The organism is Pseudomonas sp. Snoq117.2 (assembly GCF_900110545.1).
Classification (GTDB): domain Bacteria; phylum Pseudomonadota; class Gammaproteobacteria; order Pseudomonadales; family Pseudomonadaceae; genus Chryseomonas; species Chryseomonas benzopyrenica.
The window spans coordinates 17,998-39,131 of record NZ_FOED01000021.1; the positions used below are offsets into that span (position 1 = coordinate 17,998).

Genomic DNA, 21,134 nt, shown 5'->3' on the forward strand with positions numbered 1-21,134 from the left:
TCCCTCAATGCCAGACCCGATGCGCAAGCGCGGCGGCAGGGGGATTGCCGCCGCGGCACTTGAGCACTCGCAACTGCTGAGGTGAACCCTCGAGCACCAGGCGCAGCGCCGCTGGGGAAGCGTTGACCGCCTCACGCTGGTGGCGGAATGCGAATGCCAGGGTCTGCCCGGTCTCTGCAGCCACCTGCAGCCGGCGCAGCGCGCGATCGTCCGCCCGGCTTGGCCAGCAGAGTACTGCGCCGCAGCTACCAGAGCGCAGGCACTGCTCTGCCGCCCACAGCACGTCCTTGCCCTGCACCTGGATGACGCTCAGCCGGCCAAGGTCGACGCCGGCCTGCAGCCACGCATGTGGGTAGAGCAGGTAGGGAGGGGCGATCAGCACCACGCGTTCGCCGGCGGCAGTGAGGCGCGCCAGCGTCGGCCACACCAGCGTCAGCTCACCCTGGCCCGGTCGGGCGCTCAAGATTTCGGTGAGTGCTGCATCAGGCCACCCGCCGAGCGGCAGTTGGGCATCGAGCGCCGAGTGTCCGGTTGGCTGCGTGCTGGCGTCGTCCACATGCGGACTTTGCCCGCGCCACACACGGCGACTGTCGAGCAGGGAGTCGAGCGCAACGACATTGGTGGCCGCGTTATCCATGCTGCACCCCCGTCGGCGCCGACGGCGAGCTGCCGCGCTCGGTGAGCATGACCTGCAGCTGCGCACGCAGTTTGAACAGATCTGCATGCAGGACGGAGTTCATCGACTCCAGCCGCAGGATATGACGCTGGGCACGCGAGAGGGGATCGTCGCGGTCGTCCGGAATGAGCCGGTCACCCCGTGGCACGTGGCGTTGGTTCTCTTCCTGTACGAACTGGACGTAGCGCAGTCGGTGGCGCTGTACCTCGGCTTTGAAGGCGTCACGTTCTGCAACGAGGTTGTCGCGCTCGGCGACCAGGACCCTATTAGCACGCTGGGCTTGACCCAGGCACTGACGTACCTGGTTGAGCTCCTCGGTCAGCAGATCCACGAGGTTGCGGCAGTACATCAGCTCCGTGGGGCGGAACAGGGACTGCTGCTGTTCGAAGCTGTCCTGCTCATCACCAAGCATGTCCATAGCGGCCCACCTGCTCAATCCCTGAAGCCATGACCTTCTGGTACTCCACAGAGCGATCGGGACAGCGGTGACAGGGACGAGGGATACGGGGAGAAATGGACATGGGATAGCCTCCTTTGTGTGTACTGTATAAATAGACAGTAATCAGGGAGGAACGATCCAGCAAGCTTGACAGCGACGGACGGCAGGGCGGCGTCCACAGGAAGTGGGTGTAAGAATCTTACACAGGCTCATGAGTGTGAGGCGGATACCGACAAGGCGTCACGGTAGCCGCCGGGATACCAGGCGGACGGCCAGGAGGCCCTCAGTTGGCCTGACGTCCAATGAGCACACACCCGGGCAGAAGCGTACTGACAGATAACGCCGTCATCGCCAAGACAATCACTGGATGCGACTCGAACGGTGCAAAGAGATCAGCCGGCAGGAGGCCCTGCTGCGCCGCATGGACCCACCGGGATCCTTCGCAAACGATGCCGAAGGCTGTGCCCACAAATGCAGCACCTACCGCCGTACGTGCACCACCGGATCGTATCGCCACCGAACTGTCCCTCAACACTGTCGAGGAAAGCATGGCATTCACGGCGAGTTGCCTATGGCGCAGTTCCTACCGGGTCAGGGCGCCCGATCAAACTTGCGTCCAAACGCAGCACCTTGAAACCTCCGCAGCATCGATCAGCGCCTGCTACCGGCAGCAAGCTGCCGGCCCCTTTCCAGTTTGCCAGCCGGACGGCCCGCGTTAGCCGGGCGTGCAGGTAATTAACGTCAGGTGGCGCCGTGCCTGCTGCCGGCTTTGCTGGGCCTGCTGCTGACAGGCCCACTCGTCCTGGATCTGCCGCGCGACCTCTTTCCGTACCGGCAGAGTTACCGGATAGGCCTCTTGGGTCGCCTCCGAGGAAACCGGCAAGCCATCCTGCTTCAGGTAGAGATAAGGCTGCTGCAGAAATTCGGATAGCGTGACGGGCGCCTGGCTGTCCTTGTACAGGTCAGCCCAGAGATCGAGATCGACCGCGTCGACGATGATGGGGTGGTCCATTTCAGGTGGGCGATGCATAGGGGGACGTTCTCCGCTGTTGATGCCCCTACGCTACCCCCGTTTCCGGAAACGCAAGGGGCGACCCCGGCATGCTCGACTGCGCCTTGCGCTGTTGCTGAACCAACAGCTTGCGAATCTTCGCGGCATACAGCATCTGGTCTCGAAGTACCGCGAGCTGCGGTTCATAGAGCTGGAAGAGCTCAACGAACCAGTGATCCATACCGCGGGTGACAGGCCCTGGCGCATACACCGAGCCCTGACCTTTGGCTATCGGTAGGCGACCTTGCTTTTTGCTATCACCAGGTCCGTCGTAGAAGTAGACCTTGCACCAGACGATCGATATCGCTCCCTTGCCGTTATCCCGTACGTCGATGAGGCGATAGATGATCTTGCCCCCCGAGCGCTGCTTGGCGGCAGCGAAGTATTCATCGCGCAGCCGAAGCGCTTCAGCTTTCACGGTCTGACGGATGTCCTCCATAGCCCCGATCGCCTGCTGGAAATTGTCGTGAATCCGCTGCCCATCAGGTCGGGGGGTAGCTAAGTCGTACATTGTTATCACCTATCTACTAGCAATAATGCCGTTGAGATTGTCATTAGTCCTGCAGCCCCTTTTCCAAGACGACTAGCAGTCCATTTTTAGCCGCTGACCACAAACCCGTTTAGATTGTCATTACTAATAATCGGATAGGCCGAGCAACAGCTGTCTGTATCTCGGATCACAACCTAAACGTCCGTATGGTCAATATCTATTGTGTTCTCGGCGCCATTCGCAAGCCGCTGCTGGAGGTTCCAGCCCTCCTTTTCAGGGCCCCAGCACAATCTTGCGCGTGCTCTTCCAGTTCCTTGCTATACCAACAAACCCGTTTAGATTGTCAGTAGTACTAAGAAATTGATCATTGCCATGCCTGCTTTTTTCCTTACCAACAAACCCGTTTAGATTGTCATTAACTATAAGAAAACGCCTGGTGCAGGCGCGTTTCAGCCAAAATTTCAGCAAAACGCCTTTATTGGCATTAGGTTGCTGGCGTTGCAATAAACCCGTTTAGATTGTCATTAGTAATAGGCTTTTTTGATTGCCCGGGAGGGCCTGTTTTCTGGCTTCAGCCACCTCGCTAACCTCCATTTCAAGCGTTCTAGCACAATCTTGCGAATGATCTTCTAGTTTCTTGCCATACCAACAAACCCGTTTAGATTGTCAATAGTACTAAGAGATGTACCATTGCCATGCCTGCTTTTTTGCCTCACCAACAAACCCGTTTAGATTGTCATTAACTATAAGAAAACGACTTGTGTAAGCGCGTTTCAGCCATAATTTCAGCAAAACGCCTTTATTTGCATTACGGGAAGGGCGTTTCAACAAACCCGTTTAGATGGTGATTAGTAATGGGCTTTTTGAGTCGCCCCTGGGAGCGACAGGCGCTGGCCACAGCCGCCCCGCCGATTACTGATTAAGCCAGTGCATTCGAGGTCATAGCGCGCAATCCCACCCTGCTGAAGGGGGGAATCTGAGGCTGTTCGAGTGGCCGGCGGTGGCACGCTGTATCTGAGGCGTCCTGGAGGACGCCTCGGGTGATGTGCGCCAGCTTGTTCCGCGCTGCTAGGCGTCCTGGAGGACGCCTAGCCTCAGCTGTGGCGGTTGAGGTAAAGACCGAGGCGTCCCCAGGGACGCCTGACGATCAGATTTCTCAATCCACCGCACTGCTAGGCGTCCTGGAGGACGCCTAGCCTCAGCTATGGCGGTGAAGGTGAAGACCGAGGCGTCCCCAGGGACGCCTGAGGGTCAGGTGACATCGCTCCTGGATAACTCAGCACGGCTTAAGCGTTCTGCAGGACGCCTGAGCCGTGCTCTCATCAGCGACGCTATTCGAGAGACCTATGACCCGAAAGAATCACACCACGCCTGCCTTCGTAGTAGGCCTCGACATCGGCTACTCCAACGTCAAACGTGTTGACGGCTACGCTGACGCGGCAGACCCCACCCAATCCATTCGCCCCGCCCAAGCCGCGCCGCTCCACTCCCTGAACGGCAATGCGACGCTCAAGGAAGGTGAACACTACGTGCAGTTGGATGGTGAGCCCTGGGCAGCGTTTCTAAGTGCCGGCCGGGCCGGCGTAACGCGCGAGCTGCACGCCGACTACCCGGCTTCCAAGGCCTATCGTGCGCTCTTCAATGCATCGATCAGTGAGGCATGTGGCGAGGGGCGCAACGAGATCGATCACCTCATCACGGGCTTACCTGTCAGCCAGATGCGCCAGCCCCAGCTCGTCGAGCGGCTCACGGCGCAGCTGACCGGTACCCACCAGGTCGCCCCCCAGCGCGAAATCCAGGTTCACAAGGTATCGGTACTGCCTCAGCCGGTCGGAACGCTGAACTACATCTACAGCACCTACGAGGCCACTGACGACTTGGATGAGGGCGTCATCCTGGTCCTTGATCCGGGCTTCTTTTCGGTCGACTGGGTGGTGTTCCGTCGCGGGGATATCGTTCGGGACTCCAGTGACTCCTCGATGGAGGCCATGAGCGCGCTCCTCGAAGCGATCAACCAAGCTATCGCCCGTGAATTTGGCGGCCCTGGACCTGGCCGAGACAAGATCGAAATTGCGCTGCAGCGTGGCAAGCCCTACATCCAGCTGTACGGCAGCAAGGTGGAACTCAAACCCTTCGTCGACCAGGCTGTTGCGACCGTTGTCCCCAAGGCCCTGAGCAACATGAAGCAGCAGATGCGCTTCCTGGATGGCGAGGCGATCGACTTCGTACTCATGGGGGGCGGTGGCGGCGGCTTCTACCAAGCAGCTGCAGAGGAGATCTTTCCCCTCTCCAAGGTGATCACTGCCGACCGACCTATTATCTCGAATGCGTTTGGCTACTGGCTGCAGCATCAATAAGGAAGAGGCTATGAGCGATCACGATGACGAGCTTAAGCTTCGCTTGAACGTCAAGTTCAAAACCGGGACGGCGCCTGCGTTGCTGGCGGAGCTCACAGCCCTACCCGAGCGTCGACGTGTAAAGCGGCTGCTGGACTTGGCACAGATCGGGTTGCTGTACGAGCAAGCGGCTGGGCGTCCGCCAGCCTCGAACTCGGTCCCGCAGCCGGCCGGAAAATTGCTCGAAGACCATGAGCCAGAGTTTTCGAACGATCGCCCGATCAATAGCGCCCCGGTATCAGGGGCGCCTATAGAGGCTGAGGTCCCGGCTCCCGTGGCCGGCATCCCAGTGTCGGAGGTGCTCAATAAGGCAGAAACGAAGGGCGAATCGAATAACTCCGTTCCGCTCGCTCGGAAAAGACCAGGTTTCAACACCGCGATGACGGGATAGCGGGCCTGGGCACAGGTGGCCCCTGCGGACCGGCAAGGCGGGGGCGAAATCAGGTGCAGGAACCCAGGGTTACAGAGGGTCCATTCGAAACTTCGCTTTTACCCGCCCCAACAGCCGGGGCTGCAGCGGATCGGTGGGGTCTGAAGGACCAATATCCAGCTTAATAGCAGTGTGCATCTCTTGCGACGTCATGAGCATGAAGCCAGCGTTGGTCAGAGAAACGTTGCGAATTAGCGCTGAACCGTGGTGCACCACGATGAATAGGCCCTCGCTCGGTTTACGGTCGGCCACGTCGATCAAGATGGTCATGCCACGCTCAACGAACGGTGCCATGACGTCATTTTCGACCTGGGCCGCCCGGGTGTACTGAGCGGATAGTCCGTATTGCTGGATATACGGCAGGGGCAACGTGAGGCTGGTGAGGTGGGAGCTGATGGGGCGACTGCTCTCATCTGCAGGGAAAAAACCCTGCTCCTGCGCCAGTTCGTGAAGGCTACGGACAATGAGCGAGACAGGAGACCCATCATGATGGTCCGCAGGCCCGTAGCCCGTAGCGAGGTACTCGACCGTGGTTTCGAGCACCGTAGCCATGGCCACGAGCCGATCCCGGTTGGGAGTCGTCTTCTTGTACAGCATGTTTTTGATGGTGGATTCAGCCTCGCCCAGTAAGGCCGCGAGCTTAGGAACATTTATTCCGCGGTCCTTGCGCAACGCTTCGACCCGCCGTACGAACGCTTCGTGCGAAATAGCATCGGGGGTGTAATGCATAGTGGTTCATTCCTACTGATGGAGGTTCCCGGTTTATTGTCGTCTTGATCGGAAAGGATGGATTGGATGGCGTAAGTATCAACCATTTACGACCTTTTTATTTACACCATTCCTTATGATGGCTTGGTGCCAAATCTGACCCTTAAACCGGTCATCAATGCGTCAATTTTATGTATTTGGCGCTTACCTCCTCGGCCTGACTGTCAACTATCAGGCGCCATAATTCGCTTATTGCGCTAGATGATCTGTGATGAGCTTAACAGTTCCTTAACACTGTATACCGCCCGTCGCCGTTTGCGTACCGGTCATTCTCGCAGGCCGCCATCTGTCAAATGTGTCGTTGAAGAAATGTGAACCACAGCCGAAAATAGTGACCATCATTTAGGGTCAAAGTACGTCGGGCGGTTAGGTTCATGAGTCACTGGGTCGCGGTAAGGAAACTGGGTGCTGCTCTGCTCCTCGCGTTGCCGATGAAAACGTCATTTGCGCTGGATCTGGACGGAACCGTTTGGGATCGCCCGGCTATTGGGCAATGCCGTCCTGCGCCGGAACTGCTCTATGCCATGGCTCTGGTCGAATCGAAGCAGTATGCCGGTCGGATGGTTGCCCCTAATCCCTACGCACTCAACATCGATGGAAAAGGCTTTCATCCGGCTAGCCGCGCTGAGGCCGAGCATCTTCTGACGGAGGCTCTTTCCAGGACAAAGATGATTGCAGTCGGCGCCATGCAGGTGAGCGTGCGTTGGAATGGGCATCGTGTGTCCGATCCTTCCGAGCTGCTGGATCTGCACACCAATGTCCGAGTAGCCGTCTCGACGTTCTGTGAATTCCTCAAGCAGCAGGGGGGCGATATCGCGCTCGCCATTGGTCGCTATCACACCCCAAATCCCGCGTTAGCAAGCGTTGCCCGAGCCTATGGCGAAGATGTGCTGCGCGTCTGGCGCCGGCTAATCCTTCTCAAGAAAAGCAACGGAGACGCGTGATGAACAGCGGGACCGACGAAACCTTGCTGGAGATGGCGCGTGAATGGGCCAGGGAACAAGACCCTGCTTTTCACCGCTTCTTCGATATCAGCACCGAAGACACCGCCTGGCTTAGAGCAGCTACCGACCGCGACATTCGCAGGCTCAGCCAGCTGCCCGCTTCCGCCTTTCGAGCCGTCCTACTTCATCGTGAGGACGGTAACGCGGAGCGGCACCTTCTAAATACGAAGAGCGTTGTCCAGGTCGTAGGGGTGCTCGGTGAGATCCGCGAGGGCCTGTCGGACCGCAAGATGGAAACGCAAATCTACTGGAACCTGAAGGATAGCGACGCGGATTGGCTGCTCACCGCCTCTCCGACGCAGCGTCGCCAGATCGCAGCGCTGGGTCGCATTCAGTTCGTCGTACGCGACGGCCATTTGCGGCAGCGTGTGGAGCCCTATCCAGAACCTGTCCTTCACCGATTCATGCGTCTCCTGCACGCCTGACCTCGACTCTACAAACTACGGAGATGTCACGAAATGGATAACGCCGCTCTAATCGACATGATGGTCAAAGCCGGCTTCCGTTGCACCATCATCACCCTGCACACCGAGCTGACTGCCAAGCAGGTGACGAGCGCCCGTAAGCGGCTGAACGTGGTGAGCAGGGGCGGTTCGGGCCCGCTGCCGCTGGGGTCGCGCATACTGGCCAGCAAGGCTCGCGTGATCGAGGCGGCTCTTTTCATGGGTGCTTATCTCCGCGGGGCTCGTAAGCCGCTCTTGGGTGTCGACGTCGAAGCCGTGATCGCTGCGCACCAGTCGTATTTGGGCTATCGAGAGGCGCTGAACTTCACGCCGACCGAGTGCCTCTCCATCGACGAAGCATGGGTCGTGGCACGTGAATACCGCTCCAAAGACCTGGTGATGCGTGCTTGCCGGTGCTGCCAGCTCACCTATGTCGCCCTAACCAGCACCAACAAGTCTACCTGCCCGTACTGCTCGCAATCCGTGGTGAAAGATCGATTCCATTGCGATGTGAATGACGCTGCGATGTCCGATCGTCCAGCCGAAGAACTCCTGGCGCTTGCCCTGAACATCCAGCAGCTGACCAATTGGGGTTACAGCTCACACGAGATCATGAAGCAGCTTGGGCTGAATCAGCCGGAATACCTTACGGCGTTAGAGCTTCTGGACTACAAGGACGTCGAGCGCCGCGAGATTGTCGCGCTTTACCCGGCCGGCGATCAGCTCGTTCGCGCTCTGGTCTCTCAGGAATCCATGCCCCTGCTTCGATCGGCGTAACGATTACGCTTGCTACACCTCCATCAACGGGCGGGGATAGCAAGGCCAGCCGTCTGGTGGCTGGTTTTCTCATCGAACTCCAATGAGTATCCTCGGGGCGCCCTGCGCTGGCGCGTACCATCGAGGGTCTATGGCCTAGGCGTCCTGGGGGCGTCCTACGCTAGCCGGCATCATTGAGGGTCTATGTCCGAGGCGTCCTGGGGGCGTCCTACGCTAGCTGGCATCACCAAGGGTCTATGGCCGAGGCGTCCTGGAGGCGTCCTAGCTTCCATGCTTCGGGAGCGCTTCGCCCTCACAGATAACGCTAGGCGTCCTGCAGGCGTCCTGGCGCAACGGCCTCCGAGCCCGACAGCTCCGGCATCGCCAAGAATGTCTCCCAGTCGCTCATCAGTGCGCGCCGCTTTTCGAGTAATGGCCCCCGGTTGTAGGCGGCCTCAGTCTTGGAGCCAATACTGTGGGCCAGCGCCTTCTCGCAAATCTCCCTCGGGTGTGAGGTGGTCTCTGCCGCCCAGGTACGAAACGTCGAGCGGAAGCCGTGCGGGACCGCTCCCTCAAGCTTGACCTTCCGCAGCGCCCGGCCTATCGCGTTACCCGGCAGTGGTTTCTTACCGCGGGCGTTGGGGAACACCCAGGTATCGTGCTGACCCTTCTGCTGCTCAAGCACTTCCAGCATCCGGTCCGTCAGGGGCACGATATGCTCCTTGTCTCGCTTCATGCGTTCAACCGGGATGGTCCAGCGTCTGGCGTCGAAGTCGAACTCCGCCCAACGTGCCTCGCGAACCTCGGCATTGCGCAGCGACGTGAGGATCAGGAGCTCCGCTGCACGGGCGGCTGGGCCGTCCAGGGAATCCAGGCGATGCAGCACGGATGGACAGCTCTCCGCCGGCGCCGCTGGATGGTGCGTGACATTGCGATCGTGGCGGGGCAGCAGCTTGTCGAGGTGGCCACGCCACCGAGCCGGATTGGCACCTTCGCGAAAACCCAGTGCCTGGGCGGCATCGAGCACCGACTCAATGCGGTTGCGGATGCGCGCGGCGGTGACCTCGATCTTGTCCCAGATCGGGCGGAGCACCTGCAGCACCAGGTCGGTATCGATCTCGGCGACCGGCCGGCGACTAAGAACCGGGAAGACATAGCGCTCCATGGAGCTAACCCATTGACGGTGATGGTCGTGGCTCCACGACGAGCCGTGTGTGGCTATGTACTGCCTGGCCAGGGTCTCGAAGAGGTCGGGTCCGGCAGCCGGCGATTGAGCCGCAGGCGATCGCCGGCCCGGTAACTCAGGCGCGCCCTCTGCGATCTTCAGCCGGCGCCGGTCCGCTTCAAGCCGGGCCTGCTTCAACGACACCGCCGGATAGCCACCCAGCCCCACGTCATACCGCTGACCTTGGAAGGAAAACCTGAAGATCCAGCGTTTGGCCCCGGTCTTGGCCACACGCAGGATGAGGCCGCGGCCGTCCTGATAGACGCCTGGTTCGGATAGCTCTTTCACCTGCTTCGGTAGCAACTGGCCCACGGTAACCCCCATATCGACCGCCGAAGGCTATCACCCAATCTTGTGTATGCAACTACCCAAACCCTTGAAAATCACGTCATGCAGTACGGGGATATATCATCCCCGTACAAAAGTCACAGAACCCCCATCACTACAAGACTGATGCTTGCTTCCTCTCTGCAGAGCCCACAATGAGCCCCACACCGCAGAGGCGCCCGCTATCCCAGGTGAGGCTCCCGACCAGGGTCGACCCGCGCATCTGCCACAGGCTACCGAAGCCCAAAAGGAACAAACGCTCGCATGTTTGTCAGCTAACGTTAGGAATATGCCAAACATTACTAACAAGATTGTTTGTTAGTTATGGATGGCGTTACTATGCTATTTTCCTTTACTCAGAGGCGGCCATGGCTGAACGCAAATTTACAGACGCAGAGGTCATCGCCGCCGGTGAGCAGCTGCTGGCAGGTGGGCGCAAGGTCAATGGCTGGGCGCTACGGACCACCCTCGGCGGGGGGCGGCCTGAAACGCTCCTTAGCGTCTGGCAGCGCCACCACACTGGGGTACCGGGTGGGGCCATTCCAACCAGGCCACTGCCGGAAGAGGCCACGGCGATTATCGAAACCGCAGTCGCCAAGCAGACCAAGGCAATGCAGGACGCCCTGGCCGGTGCACTTGACCTGGTAGCGGCTGCGGCGCGCAAAGAGGTTGTGCTGGAACTCGAGCAGGCGCGGCAGGAGATCTCCCGTCTGGAGGCTGAGCAGGACGATGCCAGTGCTGTGCTCGAAGGCCTTGAGGCCGATCAGGAGCGCAGTCAGCAGAAGATGGACGGGTTGGCCAACGAGCTTCAGCTGAAGGACAGCCAGCTCAGTGCTATGGCTGAGGAGAACGCTAGTCTCGCCGAGCGGCATGCCGAGGCAGAAGGGCAGGCGCAACTGGCTCGGGACCAGCTCGCAGAGAGCCAGACAGAGCTGAACCTGGCGCTCGCCCAGAAGGCTTCCGCAGAAGCGGCGAGCGCAGAGCATCAGCGTTCTGCTTCTGCAGCTGAAGAGCGTCTTGTTGATACCCAGGTCGAGCTCCGTGAAATGCGCAATCGGCTTGCCATCGCTCGCTCCGAGGCTGATAGCGCCGCGGGGCAGATCCAGGAAATGGAGCGTACGCGCGCCCAGGATCTAGAGATCCTCGCAGAGCTACGAGTGGAGAATCGCGCCCTGAGTGACAAGCTTGCCCGGGCCGACGCCGACCGGGAGGCCGCGGAGCGCTACTTGGAGCGCGTGCAGAAGGACAGCGGTGCCCGAATCGCAGCGTTGGAGCGCCAGCTGGCCAAAGCGGCTTCGAAGCCGGCTCCCAGGGGCACCGGTAAGGCGCCCCGGGTCGCTAGCCCTGCTGCAGGGGAATGAAGGTGGCCGGCCAGTTCGAGGGCTTCCACGTTTACGGCGGATCTGCTGCGCTGAAGTTCGAGGTGGTGCTGAATCAGGCGCAGGAAACCGTGCTCGCGGTGGACGGTGCCGGGCGCAAGGGATCCAGCGAAAAATTCGACTGGTCCGAGAAGCTGACGCTCCAGATTACGCCTCGCGAAATGCCGGCGTTCATGTGTTGCGTCCTGGGAATCACGCCGACGTTCGAGGCGCGCAATCATGGGGCCGCCGGTGATAAAGGGCTGACCCTGGTCAACCAGCCTGAGCGCGGTGTGCTCTACCTTCGCCTGCTCCAGCAACGGGTATCGATCAACGTGCCGATCACCGCAGACAAGGTCTTCCATCTTGGGGCGCTCGGCATTCGGGTGCTGGCCACGCAAGTGCATCTGGATGTCCCAACCTGCCTCGCCATGTTACGGGGCACGGCCGGCAGATTGCTGATCGCTGCGGCCGGTGGTTAACGGTACGTTCTAACCTGTGAGCAGGTGCCGATACAGCAGCTCTTGGATGTCCTGCCCATCGCGGAAGATGGCAAGCACTACGGCTTCGCGCTGTGCCTCGTCCACCAGGTATCCCACTCGATAGCCAGCCTTGGCTATCTCGCGATACCTAGTGATGCCAAACTCAGCACCGGCGGCGGCAATCGGATGAGCGATAGGGGACTTCCGGAGCTCGGTGGCGACCTCGTCGACGACGCTAGTCATCTTAGCGAGTGCTTCGGTGCGTGACACCGATTTCGCGAGGTGGTGCATCTGGTCGAGTGCGCCGCTCCTCGCTGAAGCGCTGAAGCGGACCTGGAATGATCTGGCGGTCATTTGCTATCACCGCCGAACCGCTGCTGCAGGCCGTCTTTCAGCTGCTCGGGTGACATGTGCTGGCCGGCTTCGTACTCCTTCGATCCCAAGGCCAGCAGCTTGACCAAGGCGATCGACTCATCGCGACGGACACGATCCGCGTAGGCCTCAATCACGTAGGCCGGCTTCCCGTTCTGGGTCACGATCATGGGCTCGTCCAGCTCAAGGTCGGCCGCGTTCTTCTTCAGGTAGCTGATTGTCTCGACTCGCATGTGGGTGTTCCTAGGCGTTGAAATAGGTCTTTCACGATATCATAGCAAGGACCAAATTAAGACCGAATATGGACATGCCTATCCCCGGGTTAAAACGGCACAAGGCTTCGCTAACCAGATCGAGCTGATTCGATCTGCAGAAGCCGGTTATGGCGGGCTTAGGGGTCCCCTTATTGGCCCTGTGATGGTGCAGGCGATATTGGGAAATAGATGCTATAGTGGCGGCAAGAATACCGGCAAAATTTCTTTGGAAATATGCCTCAAGCCCAGTCCAGCTGCGGAATGCAGCAAGGTAGCGAACCGGCAAATGACTTTCACACCGTTCATCTCTCAAGACGTCGCGCCAGAAGAATTGCAGGACCAGATCGTGCAGGTGATGCGCCTCGACGCGGACCTTCACGCGAAGATCCCGCGCCCTATGCGCGTACCGGTGATGAATTTGCTGCGCGCGGTTAATTCCTACTACAGCAATAAAATCGAAGGTAACTCCACGCTACCGGCGGATATTTTGCGCGCCGAGCAGGATGGGAATACCCTCGAAGTAAAACCCAGCCAAGATTTCTTGGAGATCAAACGGCATATCGAAGCACAGCGTCGACTTACCGATGATCCTATTGATCCAGTCAACGTCTGCACGCGAGAAACTATCTCGCGACTGCACCGGGAGTTTTATGTTGGCGTGCCCGATGAGATGCTGGATATCCAGCTTAACGAGCAGGGTGACGTCGTTCGTATGGTACCCGGCGTATTCCGAGAGTACGGCGTCAGGGTTGGTCATCACGTTCCCCCTTCAGTCGGGCAAATGCATTCGTACCTCGGCCAGTTCGAGCGTTCGTATCGGCTCGACTGGATTCACGGCCTCTCCCGATTTCTCGCGGCCGCAGCTGCCCACCATCGGTTTATGTGGATCCACCCCTTTATGGACGGTAACGGCCGCACCGGGCGGCTCTTCACCGATCAGTATCTAAAAGCCGCCGGTTTCGGAGGCTATGGTTTATGGTCGATGAGCCGTGGCTTTGCGCGAAGCACCGAGCTTTATTACCAGAAGCTGAGTGCAGCGGATCAGCCTCGAAAAGGTGACCAGGATGGTCGTGGCATACTTTCAGATAGCGGACTAACGCAATGGAGCCGCTATTTCGCCGAGACTGCGTTGGATCAAGTTCAGTATTTCAGCTCCCAGCTGGAGCCGGAGAAGCTGAGTGAGCGGATTGATGTGTTCTTTGAAATGCGGAGTCGTGGAGCACTCTCGGACGAAAAGGGCAACCAACTCCCCAAGCTACGCATTGAAGCTCGGGACGTATACAGAACCTTGCTCTACATGGGAGATCAGCCGCGTGCCGAGTTGCAAGCCCGTTTAGGTGTTGGAGAACGTACAACGCGGGGCCTTTTAAGCGAGATGGCCGCAGAGGGCCTGATCATTCTCGACGGTCGTAGGCCTGTATCTTTGAGTCTCTCAAGGCACCTCATTGAGTTTCTATTCCCATACCTCTGGTAAGGCTAGCCCCATCCTTAGTGGACTGTGAACTAGCCTAACGCCTCGGGCCGGTGATTCATCACAAACCTGTTCCTAGGATAGAGGGGTGTGCAGTAGGCGCTTCGCAGATGAGCCAGGTCCTGCTGTGGCGTCACCGCGTACGCCGAGAGCGCTGGCAGCTCGTTCGGGGCCATTGGCGGTACCACGCCCAGATCCTGCGCCTGCAGATCGGTAATGCCGAGAGCCCTGGGATTGCCAATGAGCAAAGCGGCGCCATGCCCGCAGGGTTAGCGCGCTGCCAGCAGCACCGCCAGCGCTGAGAGCTAGATGATGCCTTCGGCAGCAGCATCGGGATCACCGAAGTAAGCGCATCCAAATTCTACAGGCATATGCCTTGTATAGGCCTGAACAGAGCGCTACATTGGCCTATGTAACGCATAGGCCGAAGGAGCACATCATGCGTACCGTATCGATTTTCATGAATGGCAGGAATCAAGCAGTCCGGCTACCGCAGGACATGGCTTTTGAGGGCATCGGCGAGCTTGAAATCTCCAAGGAGGGTGACGTCATCACCCTGCGGCCTGCTCGGCCTTCCTGGACGTCTCTGGCCGAACTGCCTAAGGCTGACGCTGACTTCCTGCAGGAGCGCACGGCAGTGGCCAGTGATGAAGGCAGGTTCACTCTGTGACCACCTACATGCTCGATACCTGCATTTGCTCGTTCATCATGCGGGAGCATCCAGACGCCGTGATCAGGCGCCTTGCTGCTGAGGTCGAGCGCGGTAACCGCATTGTGATTTCGGCCATCACCTACTCAGAAATGCGTTTCGGTCAGATCGGCAAGAAGGCCTCACCCAAGCACAAGGTTCTGGTGGACGAGTTCGTTCGGCGTTTGGATGCGGTGATCGCCTGGGATTTGCGCGCGGTCGATGCGACGGTTGAGGTCATGCGCCAGCTCAATGCGGCGGGTACACCGATCGGGTCGAACGATACCGCTATTGCTGGGCATGCAATCGCTATCGGCTGCACCCTAGTGACCAACAATGTGCGTGAGTTCAGCCGGGTCCCCGGCCTCGTGTACGAAGACTGGGTTTGATAGGTGCGACGTAACGCAAATGGCGATTAATGATGATGGTGGGGCCAACTCATCCTACCAGGGCTACGATTACCAGAAGCTGGTCACCGTCTGGGTGGCTCTGAGGCTAATGTTCGGGCCAGATGCGAGCACAGACCGCGTCACGGTCGAGCCCGCTTCCCACGACGACATCAAAGCCGATCTCGGCGTATCACCCGAAGCGGCCGAGGGCAATCTGACCGTCGCAGCAGCCGGCGAACTGCACGTCCAGATCAAGTTCAAGGGCGCGGGAGCCTGGAGCCCGAAGGATTTTGCGGGCGTGGTCAATGACAAGCCGGCCCAGGGCACCAGAGGGCCCAAGCCGCGGGCGCGGGCCAAGGCCCTGATGCTTGCCGATGAAAAGCGCCGCTATGTCTTCATAACCAACGCCAGCGTCGATGGATCCCTGGCTGCGGGACGGGTCAACAGTCCCGAACAGCCGTCCGATCCCACATTCACGCCCGCGAACCTCGACCTCAATGTCGGGGAGGATCTCGCCGGGCGGTTCGCCCTGATCGAGGGCATGACGCTGGACGCGACCCGCCAGAAGATCGGCCAGATCCTCATGGAAACGCTGCATGTGCCAAGCCAGGGCCTCGACGGGTGCGTCGAGCGCCTTAAGAGGGCGGTCGAAGACCGTTTCCTCGCAGTCCGCGCGCCCTTACACCGAAACGACGTCGAGAAGATCGCCGAGGCGTTCGGTGGTCTGCCGCATGCCAATCCTCAGCTGGCATTCTACGTCCCGCCTGCCAATTTCGACTCTGCTGAAAAGCGCCTGGACGAGTTTGGCGCAGTGCTGCTGATCGGCCCCTCCGGCTACGGCAAGAGCCTGACCGCCGACCAGTTGGCCTACGATCGGCGTCAAGCCGACCCGCCCTACAAAATCGTCCGACGCGAAGACGGCCTGGGCGCCATCCAGGAAGCCTGCGCGGCGCCAGGTCGTGTCCTGTTCCACCTCGAGGACCCCTGGGGCCAGTCCGGTCTCAGGAAGGATGAAGCGGGCGAGTGGACCACGCGCATCAGCGCCCTAATGCAGCAGAAGGCGCCCGACAAGCTATTCGTGATCACTTCGCGCAGCGAGATATATCGCGCGGCGCTCAGCGCTTCGCCGGGCCCGCTCTGGAGCGACCGGGCGGTCATCATTGACGACATCGCTTACGATGAGGCGGCGCGGCGCCAGATTTTGCATGGAAAACTCAAAGGCCAGGGCAGCTGGCGGCAGGATCTAGCACACCAGCACCAGAAGCGGCTGCTGCGGGATCTTAAATCGCCGCTGGAACTGATCAGCTTCGCCCGTGAGCTCATTGCCGTCACCAACCCACTCGATGCTAACGTGGACGTCTTGGTCGATCGGGCGCTCAGCGATAGCCGGCTTCAGGTGGTACGCGACCAGATCAACGCTTATGGCGATCGGGGGGAGCGGGGGGCGGCTGTGCTCTGGGCTCTGCTGCGGTTTTCGCGTGGCATGCTGCACAGCGACTTGGCCGATCTCCGCCGCGAGGTCGACAAGGAGAGAGAAGTCGACATCGGGCTCGATGATTTCGCCGCACACCTCGCCCAGACTCAGCTCACTAAAGATGGCAGCGGGGCCTACGTCGCCCACGCCAAAGTGATTGAGGCGATGGAGGTGGTCGCCCGCGCTAACTTTCGGGGGACGGAGGACGCCCTTAACGCATCGGCCCGCGCGGCCTTGCGCCTAGCGGCGGCGAAGGGCTCGGCCTGGATATCCGTCGTTGAGCGTCTGGTGACGGGCGCGCGGTCGCTTAAGGACGCAGGGGTCGAGCTCCGGGAGGAGGTCGTCGAAGCCTTCGATAAGATCTTGATCGATCAGCTCGTCACAGCCGTCGACGAACCCAGCGCCTTTCGCACGGCCTGGCGCAACGCCGTCGGGCGGCTCAGCTCGTGCCAACCGATCGGGCGATTGGTCGGTTGGCTTGAATACGGCGGGCCTAGGCCTAAAGGGTTCGAACAATTCGCATGGCAGCCACCCAAGGTGTCCCAGTCCGAGCGCGAGGCCCTACTGATGGCCGATCCGAAGCTCCGCATCCTGATGGGCTTTATCGCACATCAACTGCCGTGGACCCACATTGATTACGACGCCGACAAGCTGAAGGCCTGGTTGACTCCCTTCAAGGTCAACTTCGCCGAAGCGTTTCTGGCCGCCGGCGAAGTGGTGGCGCAGGCGGCCGAATTTGTAATGTGCGCCGACGCTATCGCTGACTGCGCGTTATCCGGCTCAAATCCTCCCTACGATGCCGTTTGGTCACAGATCGAGACGATGCAGGCGATTGTCGACGACATGCTCGCTGATGCGAAGGAGGACCTTCGCCAGGCGTGGCAGGGCGAACTGGATTACGCGCATGGCCTCCGTATTCAGGAGCGGACGGAGGTGGAGGGACCCTCGGCCAATCACCTCGCAAAAGGCTATGTCCGCGCCCGACGCCGCCAAGACGGTCAAGGCTGGATCGCGGGCCATCCACGGCAGGACATTATCCTACCGCTGTGGGCCGAGGTCATGAAACTGAATCCGCCCGAGGTCACCATTACCGAGCTAGACGCTTTCTTCACCGCCGCTGGAGAGGACGACCGTCTGCAAGCCGCAGGGCTCAGCGTCATCGCTGAGCGCCGCCTTGAGTTTGGCCGCGACCGAGTTTTCACCGCCCTGACCACGGGTGCGCCAAAGGCGGTCGAAGCGGCGGTTCGCGCGTTGTCGTTTCTTGAAGGCGACGACGAAGGTAGGCCTGACCGCCCCGCTGCCCAAACCATTTTGGTGGATCTGTTGCCTACCCTCCCGGCGACGCGAGTTGCGATGCTGGCCTCGAAAATCATCAACGATGAGTCTGGAGGGTGGAAGAAAAGGCTGGCGCAGTAGGTCCTGGACTCCACATCGCCCGAGACTGCGGCCGCTGCTCATCTTGCGATCGCCTGTGAACTCGGCGCAGACAAAGAGACGCTTCTGGACTGCTATCGCGCGCTCCTTCCCGGTCAAGCCGAGACCCTAATGGATGAGGGCCCGCGTAACCTAGCCCGGCTCCTGTTGCAGCTATCTGGAGAGGAGCATCTCGACATTCAGCAGCTCGCCGAACAGTGGGCGCGCTCCGACGACGAGGACGACGCCCAGGCGGCGGTGCGGGCGCTTGCGGAACTTGGAACGCCTGAGGCACGGGCCGCGATCGTCAATGCGCTTACCCACGCACATTTCGAGGTCCGGCGAACTGCGCTGAACGTGCTGGCTCCCAGATCTGATACGGCTGAAAAGACGGCCATACTCGACCGTGTCGCCGACAGCAGCGCGCTGGTCCGCGAGGCTCTGGCCCAGGTGATCGGCCAACAGGCATGGCCCGAGGCCCTCGACGTCCTGGTGTCGCTCCTGGGCGACCGTCGTAACTATTGCCGGCATCCCGAACACCAGCGGCGCGACGAGCCAGCATATCAGGTCGCCCGCACGGCTGCCGAAGCCTTGGCCCGGTACGACACGTTGCCGCCCCAAGTGCTTGATCAGATCACCACCTTCCTGGCCGACGACACTGGGGCCATCGACGTCGTGCTGCACGCGATGCTGCTCGATCTCTTGACTTGCCCGGACCATCCCACAGCCTGGACTACGTTTGAGCGAGGGCTTACCGACGTCCACGTCGTCGGGAACGCGGACGAAAACCTCTATCCACTACGGTACGCAGCCGCCTGGGCGATAGCGGATCGGATTAGTCAGCATCCACTCGAGCGCGACCTCGTTCCCTGGGAGGCAGTCACGGCTGCCGCAGATCACTTCGACGCCCAGCTCGCAGCGCCGCTTCTGCTGGCGCTCGGCACTCAGCTGAACGTCGACAGCGACGCCGCTACCCTCGAAGCGCTTCGGGGACCGAACGCCTCAGATGTCCGAACGGCCCTCGCTCTGTCGATGATTGACGACCATGAAGCCGCCGCCGACATGGCGCGCAGGCACGGTCTCCTAGCTGCCGACCACCCGTTTCTCAATCAAGCCGACGATCTGTCGGCCGGAGACACGGAGCTGTCGCGATGGCCGCTGTCGACCCGGGCTCGGGAGTGGCTTGACGGCCTAAGGAAGGGCGCGGACGTCGAGGCTACTCTGCTATGGATGATGGCCCGCCGCACCGGCATCGACTTCGGGGTCTCCAAGTTCATACCGCGGGCGCTGCGTCGCAATACCTCCGTCCCGATTACCACCTTCGCTGAGATGTTCGGAATGGAGTGAGTGGTTTGAAAGGCCTCCAGGGATGGGGCCTTCACAATTCCCCTCGTCCTGACTTGGCTCGCCGATTATGTGCTGCAGGCGAACCAAATATATACCACCCCTGCACATACCCCTCACCTCAACCCTCTGCACCCCCTCCACCCGAGCTCCCCTCTCTATCCGCCCGCGCCCCGCGCGCGACAGAAGGGAAAGGGAAGGAAAAAAGAGAAGGAGAGAAGGAAGGAAAGGGGCGAAGTGGCCTCGGGTTGGAAGGGGGAAACGTTGAATAGGGGCTTGCGTTGTACAGGGGTGGTATAATTTTTTGGTTGGGAACGTCGCCCGTGAGGAGGGCACCGCCATGTATGAAGGGATCCAGCGTGCGCACCAGGTGCTCGTGGAGCAGTTGGCCAGCTTCAATTCGACCTGGCCAGGGTTGGTGGTCGACGGCCGCGTGTGGCAGGTGCCGCTGCTGAACGAGCAGAAGACGCCTGACGTCCTCGAGGTCCAGCAGGTCGACGGTCAGGCGGCGATCGCGATGGCCACCGCGGCCCTGGCCAGCCATCAGCGCGACGTTGGCCAAGCCGCCGGCACCGTCATGCGCCTGCCGGGCTACTTCCGCCTGCAGGCGAGCGTGCTGCCGCAGGTGTTGGCCATCAACGCGAGCAAGCAGGTGGTCACCGACGAGATCGAGGCGCTCCGGCTCGCCCTGGGCTACACCCCCGAGATGCGGCCGCGGCTCTTGCGGCGCGCCCTAGGCGCCGGCGTCACCACCAAGCAGCTGCAGCGCACCATCCACGCCTTCGATGGCGCGCCGCGGAGGATCTCGTTCACCTGGGCTGGCCACACCACCAGCAACCAGCGGATACCGGTGGCCACCGTGCGCGAGCAGCTGCAGGCGGAGGCCGAGAGTAGGGCGCAGCAGCAGGGGATACCGCTCGAGCAAACGCCCGAGCACCAGGATCTGCGCACGATCGCGAACCTCGCTGACGACCAGGTGCTGATCAAGCACAAGGTCGTCGCCCCGCACCCGCGCTGCACGCTCTGGTTCGGCGAGCGCGGCGAGAAGTGGGACGCCATCATCAAGGCCAATCTGCCGGTGTTCGTGCTCGCCGGCGAGGCCGAGCCGAAGGTCTCGGCGCTGCGCGACTTCGATCGTGCAGCCCGAGGCCGCCAGCGCGGCGATGTGAAGGCGCGCGCTGAGGTCTGGGCAGAGCGCAACCTCTACCTGCCTACGGGTAACCAGCGGTCGCAGCAGGGCGACCGAAATCCGCTCCTTACGCCCTCGACGTATCGACTAGGTGGTATTACCTACGAATCACCGACGTAACGTAAGTTGAGTCCTCGTGGCGGAATAGCGGCACCCTACCAGCCTCGATATCTCGGACGAGATAGAGGCAACTCGACGCGCTAGGTTAGCAATCACAACGCATCAGTCGCCCAGTGATATGTAGGAAAAAACAGCCGGGGCTTATGCCGAGCCAGGCGAGATAGGCTTTGCAGCGGCTGCCCACACACCTGAAAAGTTCGCGGCACGAAGGGCAGGTTGGGTCGCGAGGATATCAGTCCTAACAAGTCCATGTGTAGTGGTCAACCCATCCCGGACAGTGGGTTAAGTTTTTCTTCGGCCACCGCAGGCGGTAGCCCATCGTTGAATTGATGCGGCCTGATCCAGTTGTAGCGGTGCATCAGGTAATGACTGATGTCCCGTTGGGCCTCCTGAGCTGTCAGGTAACCGGTCTGTGGAATCCACTCCGATTTCAAACTGCGGAACAATCGCTCCATCGGCGAGTTATCCCAGCAGTTGCCCCGGCGGCTCATGCTCTGTTCCATCCGATATCGCCACAACCGTTGCCGAAACAGGCGGCTAGCGTATTGGCTGCCCTGATCGGAATGAAACAGTAC

At 60.4% G+C, this 21,134-nt stretch carries 23 protein-coding genes; 13 read left to right on the plus strand and 10 right to left on the minus strand.

The annotated features are described in order from the left end of the window. Positions 1-4 precede the first annotated feature (4 nt). The 4 genes from imuA to mobI all read right to left on the minus strand — a co-directional run bounded on the left by imuA (position 5) and on the right by mobI (position 2,677). Positions 5-637: a translesion DNA synthesis-associated protein ImuA gene (gene imuA, locus BMZ43_RS24335; RefSeq protein ID WP_068383180.1), complete on the minus strand. Its 633-nt coding sequence runs from the start codon at positions 635-637 to the stop codon at positions 5-7. Further along, entirely contained in the window at positions 630-1,094 is a 465-nt protein-coding gene (locus BMZ43_RS24340; RefSeq protein ID WP_007162492.1) for a hypothetical protein, read from the minus strand. The genes imuA and BMZ43_RS24340 overlap by 8 nt, the downstream gene beginning before the upstream one ends. A gap of 736 nt (positions 1,095-1,830) precedes the next feature. Continuing rightward, entirely contained in the window at positions 1,831-2,145 is a 315-nt protein-coding gene (locus BMZ43_RS24345; RefSeq protein ID WP_007162491.1) for a hypothetical protein, read from the minus strand. A 28-nt stretch (positions 2,146-2,173) separates the two neighbouring features. Further along, a complete protein-coding gene (gene mobI / locus BMZ43_RS24350; protein ID WP_007162490.1) occupies positions 2,174-2,677 on the minus strand; it encodes a conjugative transfer protein MobI(A/C) in 504 nt (167 codons plus the stop codon). Between the two features lie 1,325 nt (positions 2,678-4,002). Here mobI and BMZ43_RS24355 point away from each other — a divergent pair. Both BMZ43_RS24355 and BMZ43_RS24360 read left to right on the plus strand, forming a co-directional pair. Next, positions 4,003-5,013 carry a ParM/StbA family protein gene (locus tag BMZ43_RS24355; protein ID WP_007162489.1) on the plus strand — a complete coding sequence of 337 codons (1,011 nt, stop codon included), beginning with the start codon at positions 4,003-4,005 and terminating at the stop codon, positions 5,011-5,013. Between the two features lie 10 nt (positions 5,014-5,023). Next, complete coding sequence (locus BMZ43_RS24360; RefSeq protein WP_007162488.1) at positions 5,024-5,443, plus strand: hypothetical protein; 420 nt, start codon at positions 5,024-5,026, stop codon at positions 5,441-5,443. 69 nt (positions 5,444-5,512) lie between these two features. Here BMZ43_RS24360 and BMZ43_RS24365 read toward each other — a convergent pair whose 3' ends face one another. After that, positions 5,513-6,211: an XRE family transcriptional regulator gene (locus BMZ43_RS24365; protein ID WP_007162487.1), complete on the minus strand. Its 699-nt coding sequence runs from the start codon at positions 6,209-6,211 to the stop codon at positions 5,513-5,515. Between the two features lie 413 nt (positions 6,212-6,624). On the opposite strand from BMZ43_RS24365, the gene BMZ43_RS24370 reads away from it, so the two are divergent. Genes BMZ43_RS24370 through BMZ43_RS24380 form a run of 3 tightly spaced genes read left to right on the plus strand, consistent with a single transcriptional unit; the run spans position 6,625 to position 8,474 of the window. Further along, positions 6,625-7,194: a lysozyme family protein gene (locus tag BMZ43_RS24370; protein WP_039976330.1), complete on the plus strand. Its 570-nt coding sequence runs from the start codon at positions 6,625-6,627 to the stop codon at positions 7,192-7,194. Next, entirely contained in the window at positions 7,194-7,679 is a 486-nt protein-coding gene (locus BMZ43_RS24375; protein ID WP_093257425.1) for a hypothetical protein, read from the plus strand. The genes BMZ43_RS24370 and BMZ43_RS24375 overlap by 1 nt, the downstream gene beginning before the upstream one ends. A 33-nt stretch (positions 7,680-7,712) precedes the next feature. Further along, a complete protein-coding gene (locus tag BMZ43_RS24380) occupies positions 7,713-8,474 on the plus strand; it encodes a FlhC family transcriptional regulator (protein ID WP_007162484.1) in 762 nt (253 codons plus the stop codon). 304 nt (positions 8,475-8,778) lie between these two features. Here the strand turns inward: BMZ43_RS24380 and BMZ43_RS24385 are convergent, their stop codons facing one another. After that, positions 8,779-9,990, minus strand: coding sequence for a tyrosine-type recombinase/integrase (locus tag BMZ43_RS24385; RefSeq protein WP_256563350.1), 1,212 nt, complete (start codon positions 9,988-9,990; stop codon positions 8,779-8,781). A gap of 383 nt (positions 9,991-10,373) precedes the next feature. Between BMZ43_RS24385 and BMZ43_RS24390 the strand changes: the two genes are divergently transcribed. Both BMZ43_RS24390 and BMZ43_RS24395 read left to right on the plus strand, forming a co-directional pair. Beyond that, positions 10,374-11,366, plus strand: coding sequence for a DNA-binding protein (locus tag BMZ43_RS24390; RefSeq protein ID WP_007162482.1), 993 nt, complete (start codon positions 10,374-10,376; stop codon positions 11,364-11,366). After that, complete coding sequence (locus tag BMZ43_RS24395; RefSeq protein WP_007162481.1) at positions 11,363-11,845, plus strand: hypothetical protein; 483 nt, start codon at positions 11,363-11,365, stop codon at positions 11,843-11,845. The genes BMZ43_RS24390 and BMZ43_RS24395 overlap by 4 nt, the downstream gene beginning before the upstream one ends. Positions 11,846-11,854: 9 nt before the next feature. Here the strand turns inward: BMZ43_RS24395 and BMZ43_RS24400 are convergent, their stop codons facing one another. After that, positions 11,855-12,199 (minus strand): hypothetical protein, encoded by a 345-nt coding sequence (locus tag BMZ43_RS24400; RefSeq protein WP_007162480.1) that lies wholly within the window; start codon positions 12,197-12,199, stop codon positions 11,855-11,857. Then, positions 12,196-12,450: a type II toxin-antitoxin system Phd/YefM family antitoxin gene (locus BMZ43_RS24405; protein ID WP_007162479.1), complete on the minus strand. Its 255-nt coding sequence runs from the start codon at positions 12,448-12,450 to the stop codon at positions 12,196-12,198. Before BMZ43_RS24405 ends, BMZ43_RS24400 begins: the two co-directional genes overlap by 4 nt. A 307-nt stretch (positions 12,451-12,757) precedes the next feature. Between BMZ43_RS24405 and BMZ43_RS24410 the strand changes: the two genes are divergently transcribed. Continuing rightward, on the plus strand, positions 12,758-13,945 hold the full coding sequence (locus BMZ43_RS24410; RefSeq protein ID WP_007162478.1) for a Fic family protein: 1,188 nt from the start codon (positions 12,758-12,760) through the stop codon (positions 13,943-13,945). A 29-nt stretch (positions 13,946-13,974) separates the two neighbouring features. Here the strand turns inward: BMZ43_RS24410 and BMZ43_RS27555 are convergent, their stop codons facing one another. Then, the gene (locus BMZ43_RS27555; protein WP_080568404.1) at positions 13,975-14,190 is read right to left on the minus strand and encodes a D-glutamate cyclase family protein; all 216 of its coding nucleotides are present in this window, start codon (positions 14,188-14,190) and stop codon (positions 13,975-13,977) included. Positions 14,191-14,381: 191 nt separating this feature from the next. On the opposite strand from BMZ43_RS27555, the gene vapB reads away from it, so the two are divergent. The 5 genes from vapB to BMZ43_RS24440 all read left to right on the plus strand — a co-directional run bounded on the left by vapB (position 14,382) and on the right by BMZ43_RS24440 (position 20,559). Then, a complete protein-coding gene (gene vapB / locus BMZ43_RS24420) occupies positions 14,382-14,612 on the plus strand; it encodes a type II toxin-antitoxin system VapB family antitoxin (RefSeq protein WP_007162476.1) in 231 nt (76 codons plus the stop codon). Further along, positions 14,609-15,019: a type II toxin-antitoxin system VapC family toxin gene (locus BMZ43_RS24425; protein WP_007162475.1), complete on the plus strand. Its 411-nt coding sequence runs from the start codon at positions 14,609-14,611 to the stop codon at positions 15,017-15,019. The genes vapB and BMZ43_RS24425 overlap by 4 nt, the downstream gene beginning before the upstream one ends. A gap of 19 nt (positions 15,020-15,038) precedes the next feature. After that, on the plus strand, positions 15,039-17,909 hold the full coding sequence (locus BMZ43_RS24430) for an nSTAND3 domain-containing NTPase (RefSeq protein WP_007162474.1): 2,871 nt from the start codon (positions 15,039-15,041) through the stop codon (positions 17,907-17,909). 129 nt (positions 17,910-18,038) lie between these two features. Then, the gene (locus BMZ43_RS24435) at positions 18,039-19,253 is read left to right on the plus strand and encodes a HEAT repeat domain-containing protein (protein ID WP_093257431.1); all 1,215 of its coding nucleotides are present in this window, start codon (positions 18,039-18,041) and stop codon (positions 19,251-19,253) included. 337 nt (positions 19,254-19,590) lie between these two features. Continuing rightward, positions 19,591-20,559 (plus strand): DNA replication terminus site-binding protein, encoded by a 969-nt coding sequence (locus BMZ43_RS24440; RefSeq protein ID WP_093257434.1) that lies wholly within the window; start codon positions 19,591-19,593, stop codon positions 20,557-20,559. A 260-nt stretch (positions 20,560-20,819) separates the two neighbouring features. Here BMZ43_RS24440 and BMZ43_RS24445 read toward each other — a convergent pair. Then, on the minus strand, positions 20,820-21,134 hold a 315-nt coding region (locus BMZ43_RS24445), incomplete at its 5' end, for an integrase core domain-containing protein (RefSeq protein ID WP_143075330.1).

Coding starts and splice junctions, on each gene's coding strand:
- imuA (WP_068383180.1), bottom strand. CDS start 637: ATGGATAACGCGGCCACCAATGTCGTTGCGCTCGACTCCCTGCTCGAC.
- BMZ43_RS24340 (WP_007162492.1), bottom strand. CDS start 1,094: ATGGACATGCTTGGTGATGAGCAGGACAGCTTCGAACAGCAGCAGTCC.
- BMZ43_RS24345 (WP_007162491.1), bottom strand. CDS start 2,145: ATGCATCGCCCACCTGAAATGGACCACCCCATCATCGTCGACGCGGTC.
- mobI (WP_007162490.1), bottom strand. CDS start 2,677: ATGTACGACTTAGCTACCCCCCGACCTGATGGGCAGCGGATTCACGAC.
- BMZ43_RS24355 (WP_007162489.1), top strand. CDS start 4,003: ATGACCCGAAAGAATCACACCACGCCTGCCTTCGTAGTAGGCCTCGAC.
- BMZ43_RS24360 (WP_007162488.1), top strand. CDS start 5,024: ATGAGCGATCACGATGACGAGCTTAAGCTTCGCTTGAACGTCAAGTTC.
- BMZ43_RS24365 (WP_007162487.1), bottom strand. CDS start 6,211: ATGCATTACACCCCCGATGCTATTTCGCACGAAGCGTTCGTACGGCGG.
- BMZ43_RS24370 (WP_039976330.1), top strand. CDS start 6,625: ATGAGTCACTGGGTCGCGGTAAGGAAACTGGGTGCTGCTCTGCTCCTC.
- BMZ43_RS24375 (WP_093257425.1), top strand. CDS start 7,194: ATGAACAGCGGGACCGACGAAACCTTGCTGGAGATGGCGCGTGAATGG.
- BMZ43_RS24380 (WP_007162484.1), top strand. CDS start 7,713: ATGGATAACGCCGCTCTAATCGACATGATGGTCAAAGCCGGCTTCCGT.
- BMZ43_RS24390 (WP_007162482.1), top strand. CDS start 10,374: ATGGCTGAACGCAAATTTACAGACGCAGAGGTCATCGCCGCCGGTGAG.
- BMZ43_RS24395 (WP_007162481.1), top strand. CDS start 11,363: ATGAAGGTGGCCGGCCAGTTCGAGGGCTTCCACGTTTACGGCGGATCT.
- BMZ43_RS24400 (WP_007162480.1), bottom strand. CDS start 12,199: ATGACCGCCAGATCATTCCAGGTCCGCTTCAGCGCTTCAGCGAGGAGC.
- BMZ43_RS24405 (WP_007162479.1), bottom strand. CDS start 12,450: ATGCGAGTCGAGACAATCAGCTACCTGAAGAAGAACGCGGCCGACCTT.
- BMZ43_RS24410 (WP_007162478.1), top strand. CDS start 12,758: ATGACTTTCACACCGTTCATCTCTCAAGACGTCGCGCCAGAAGAATTG.
- vapB (WP_007162476.1), top strand. CDS start 14,382: ATGCGTACCGTATCGATTTTCATGAATGGCAGGAATCAAGCAGTCCGG.
- BMZ43_RS24430 (WP_007162474.1), top strand. CDS start 15,039: ATGGCGATTAATGATGATGGTGGGGCCAACTCATCCTACCAGGGCTAC.
- BMZ43_RS24435 (WP_093257431.1), top strand. CDS start 18,039: ATGGATGAGGGCCCGCGTAACCTAGCCCGGCTCCTGTTGCAGCTATCT.
- BMZ43_RS24440 (WP_093257434.1), top strand. CDS start 19,591: ATGTATGAAGGGATCCAGCGTGCGCACCAGGTGCTCGTGGAGCAGTTG.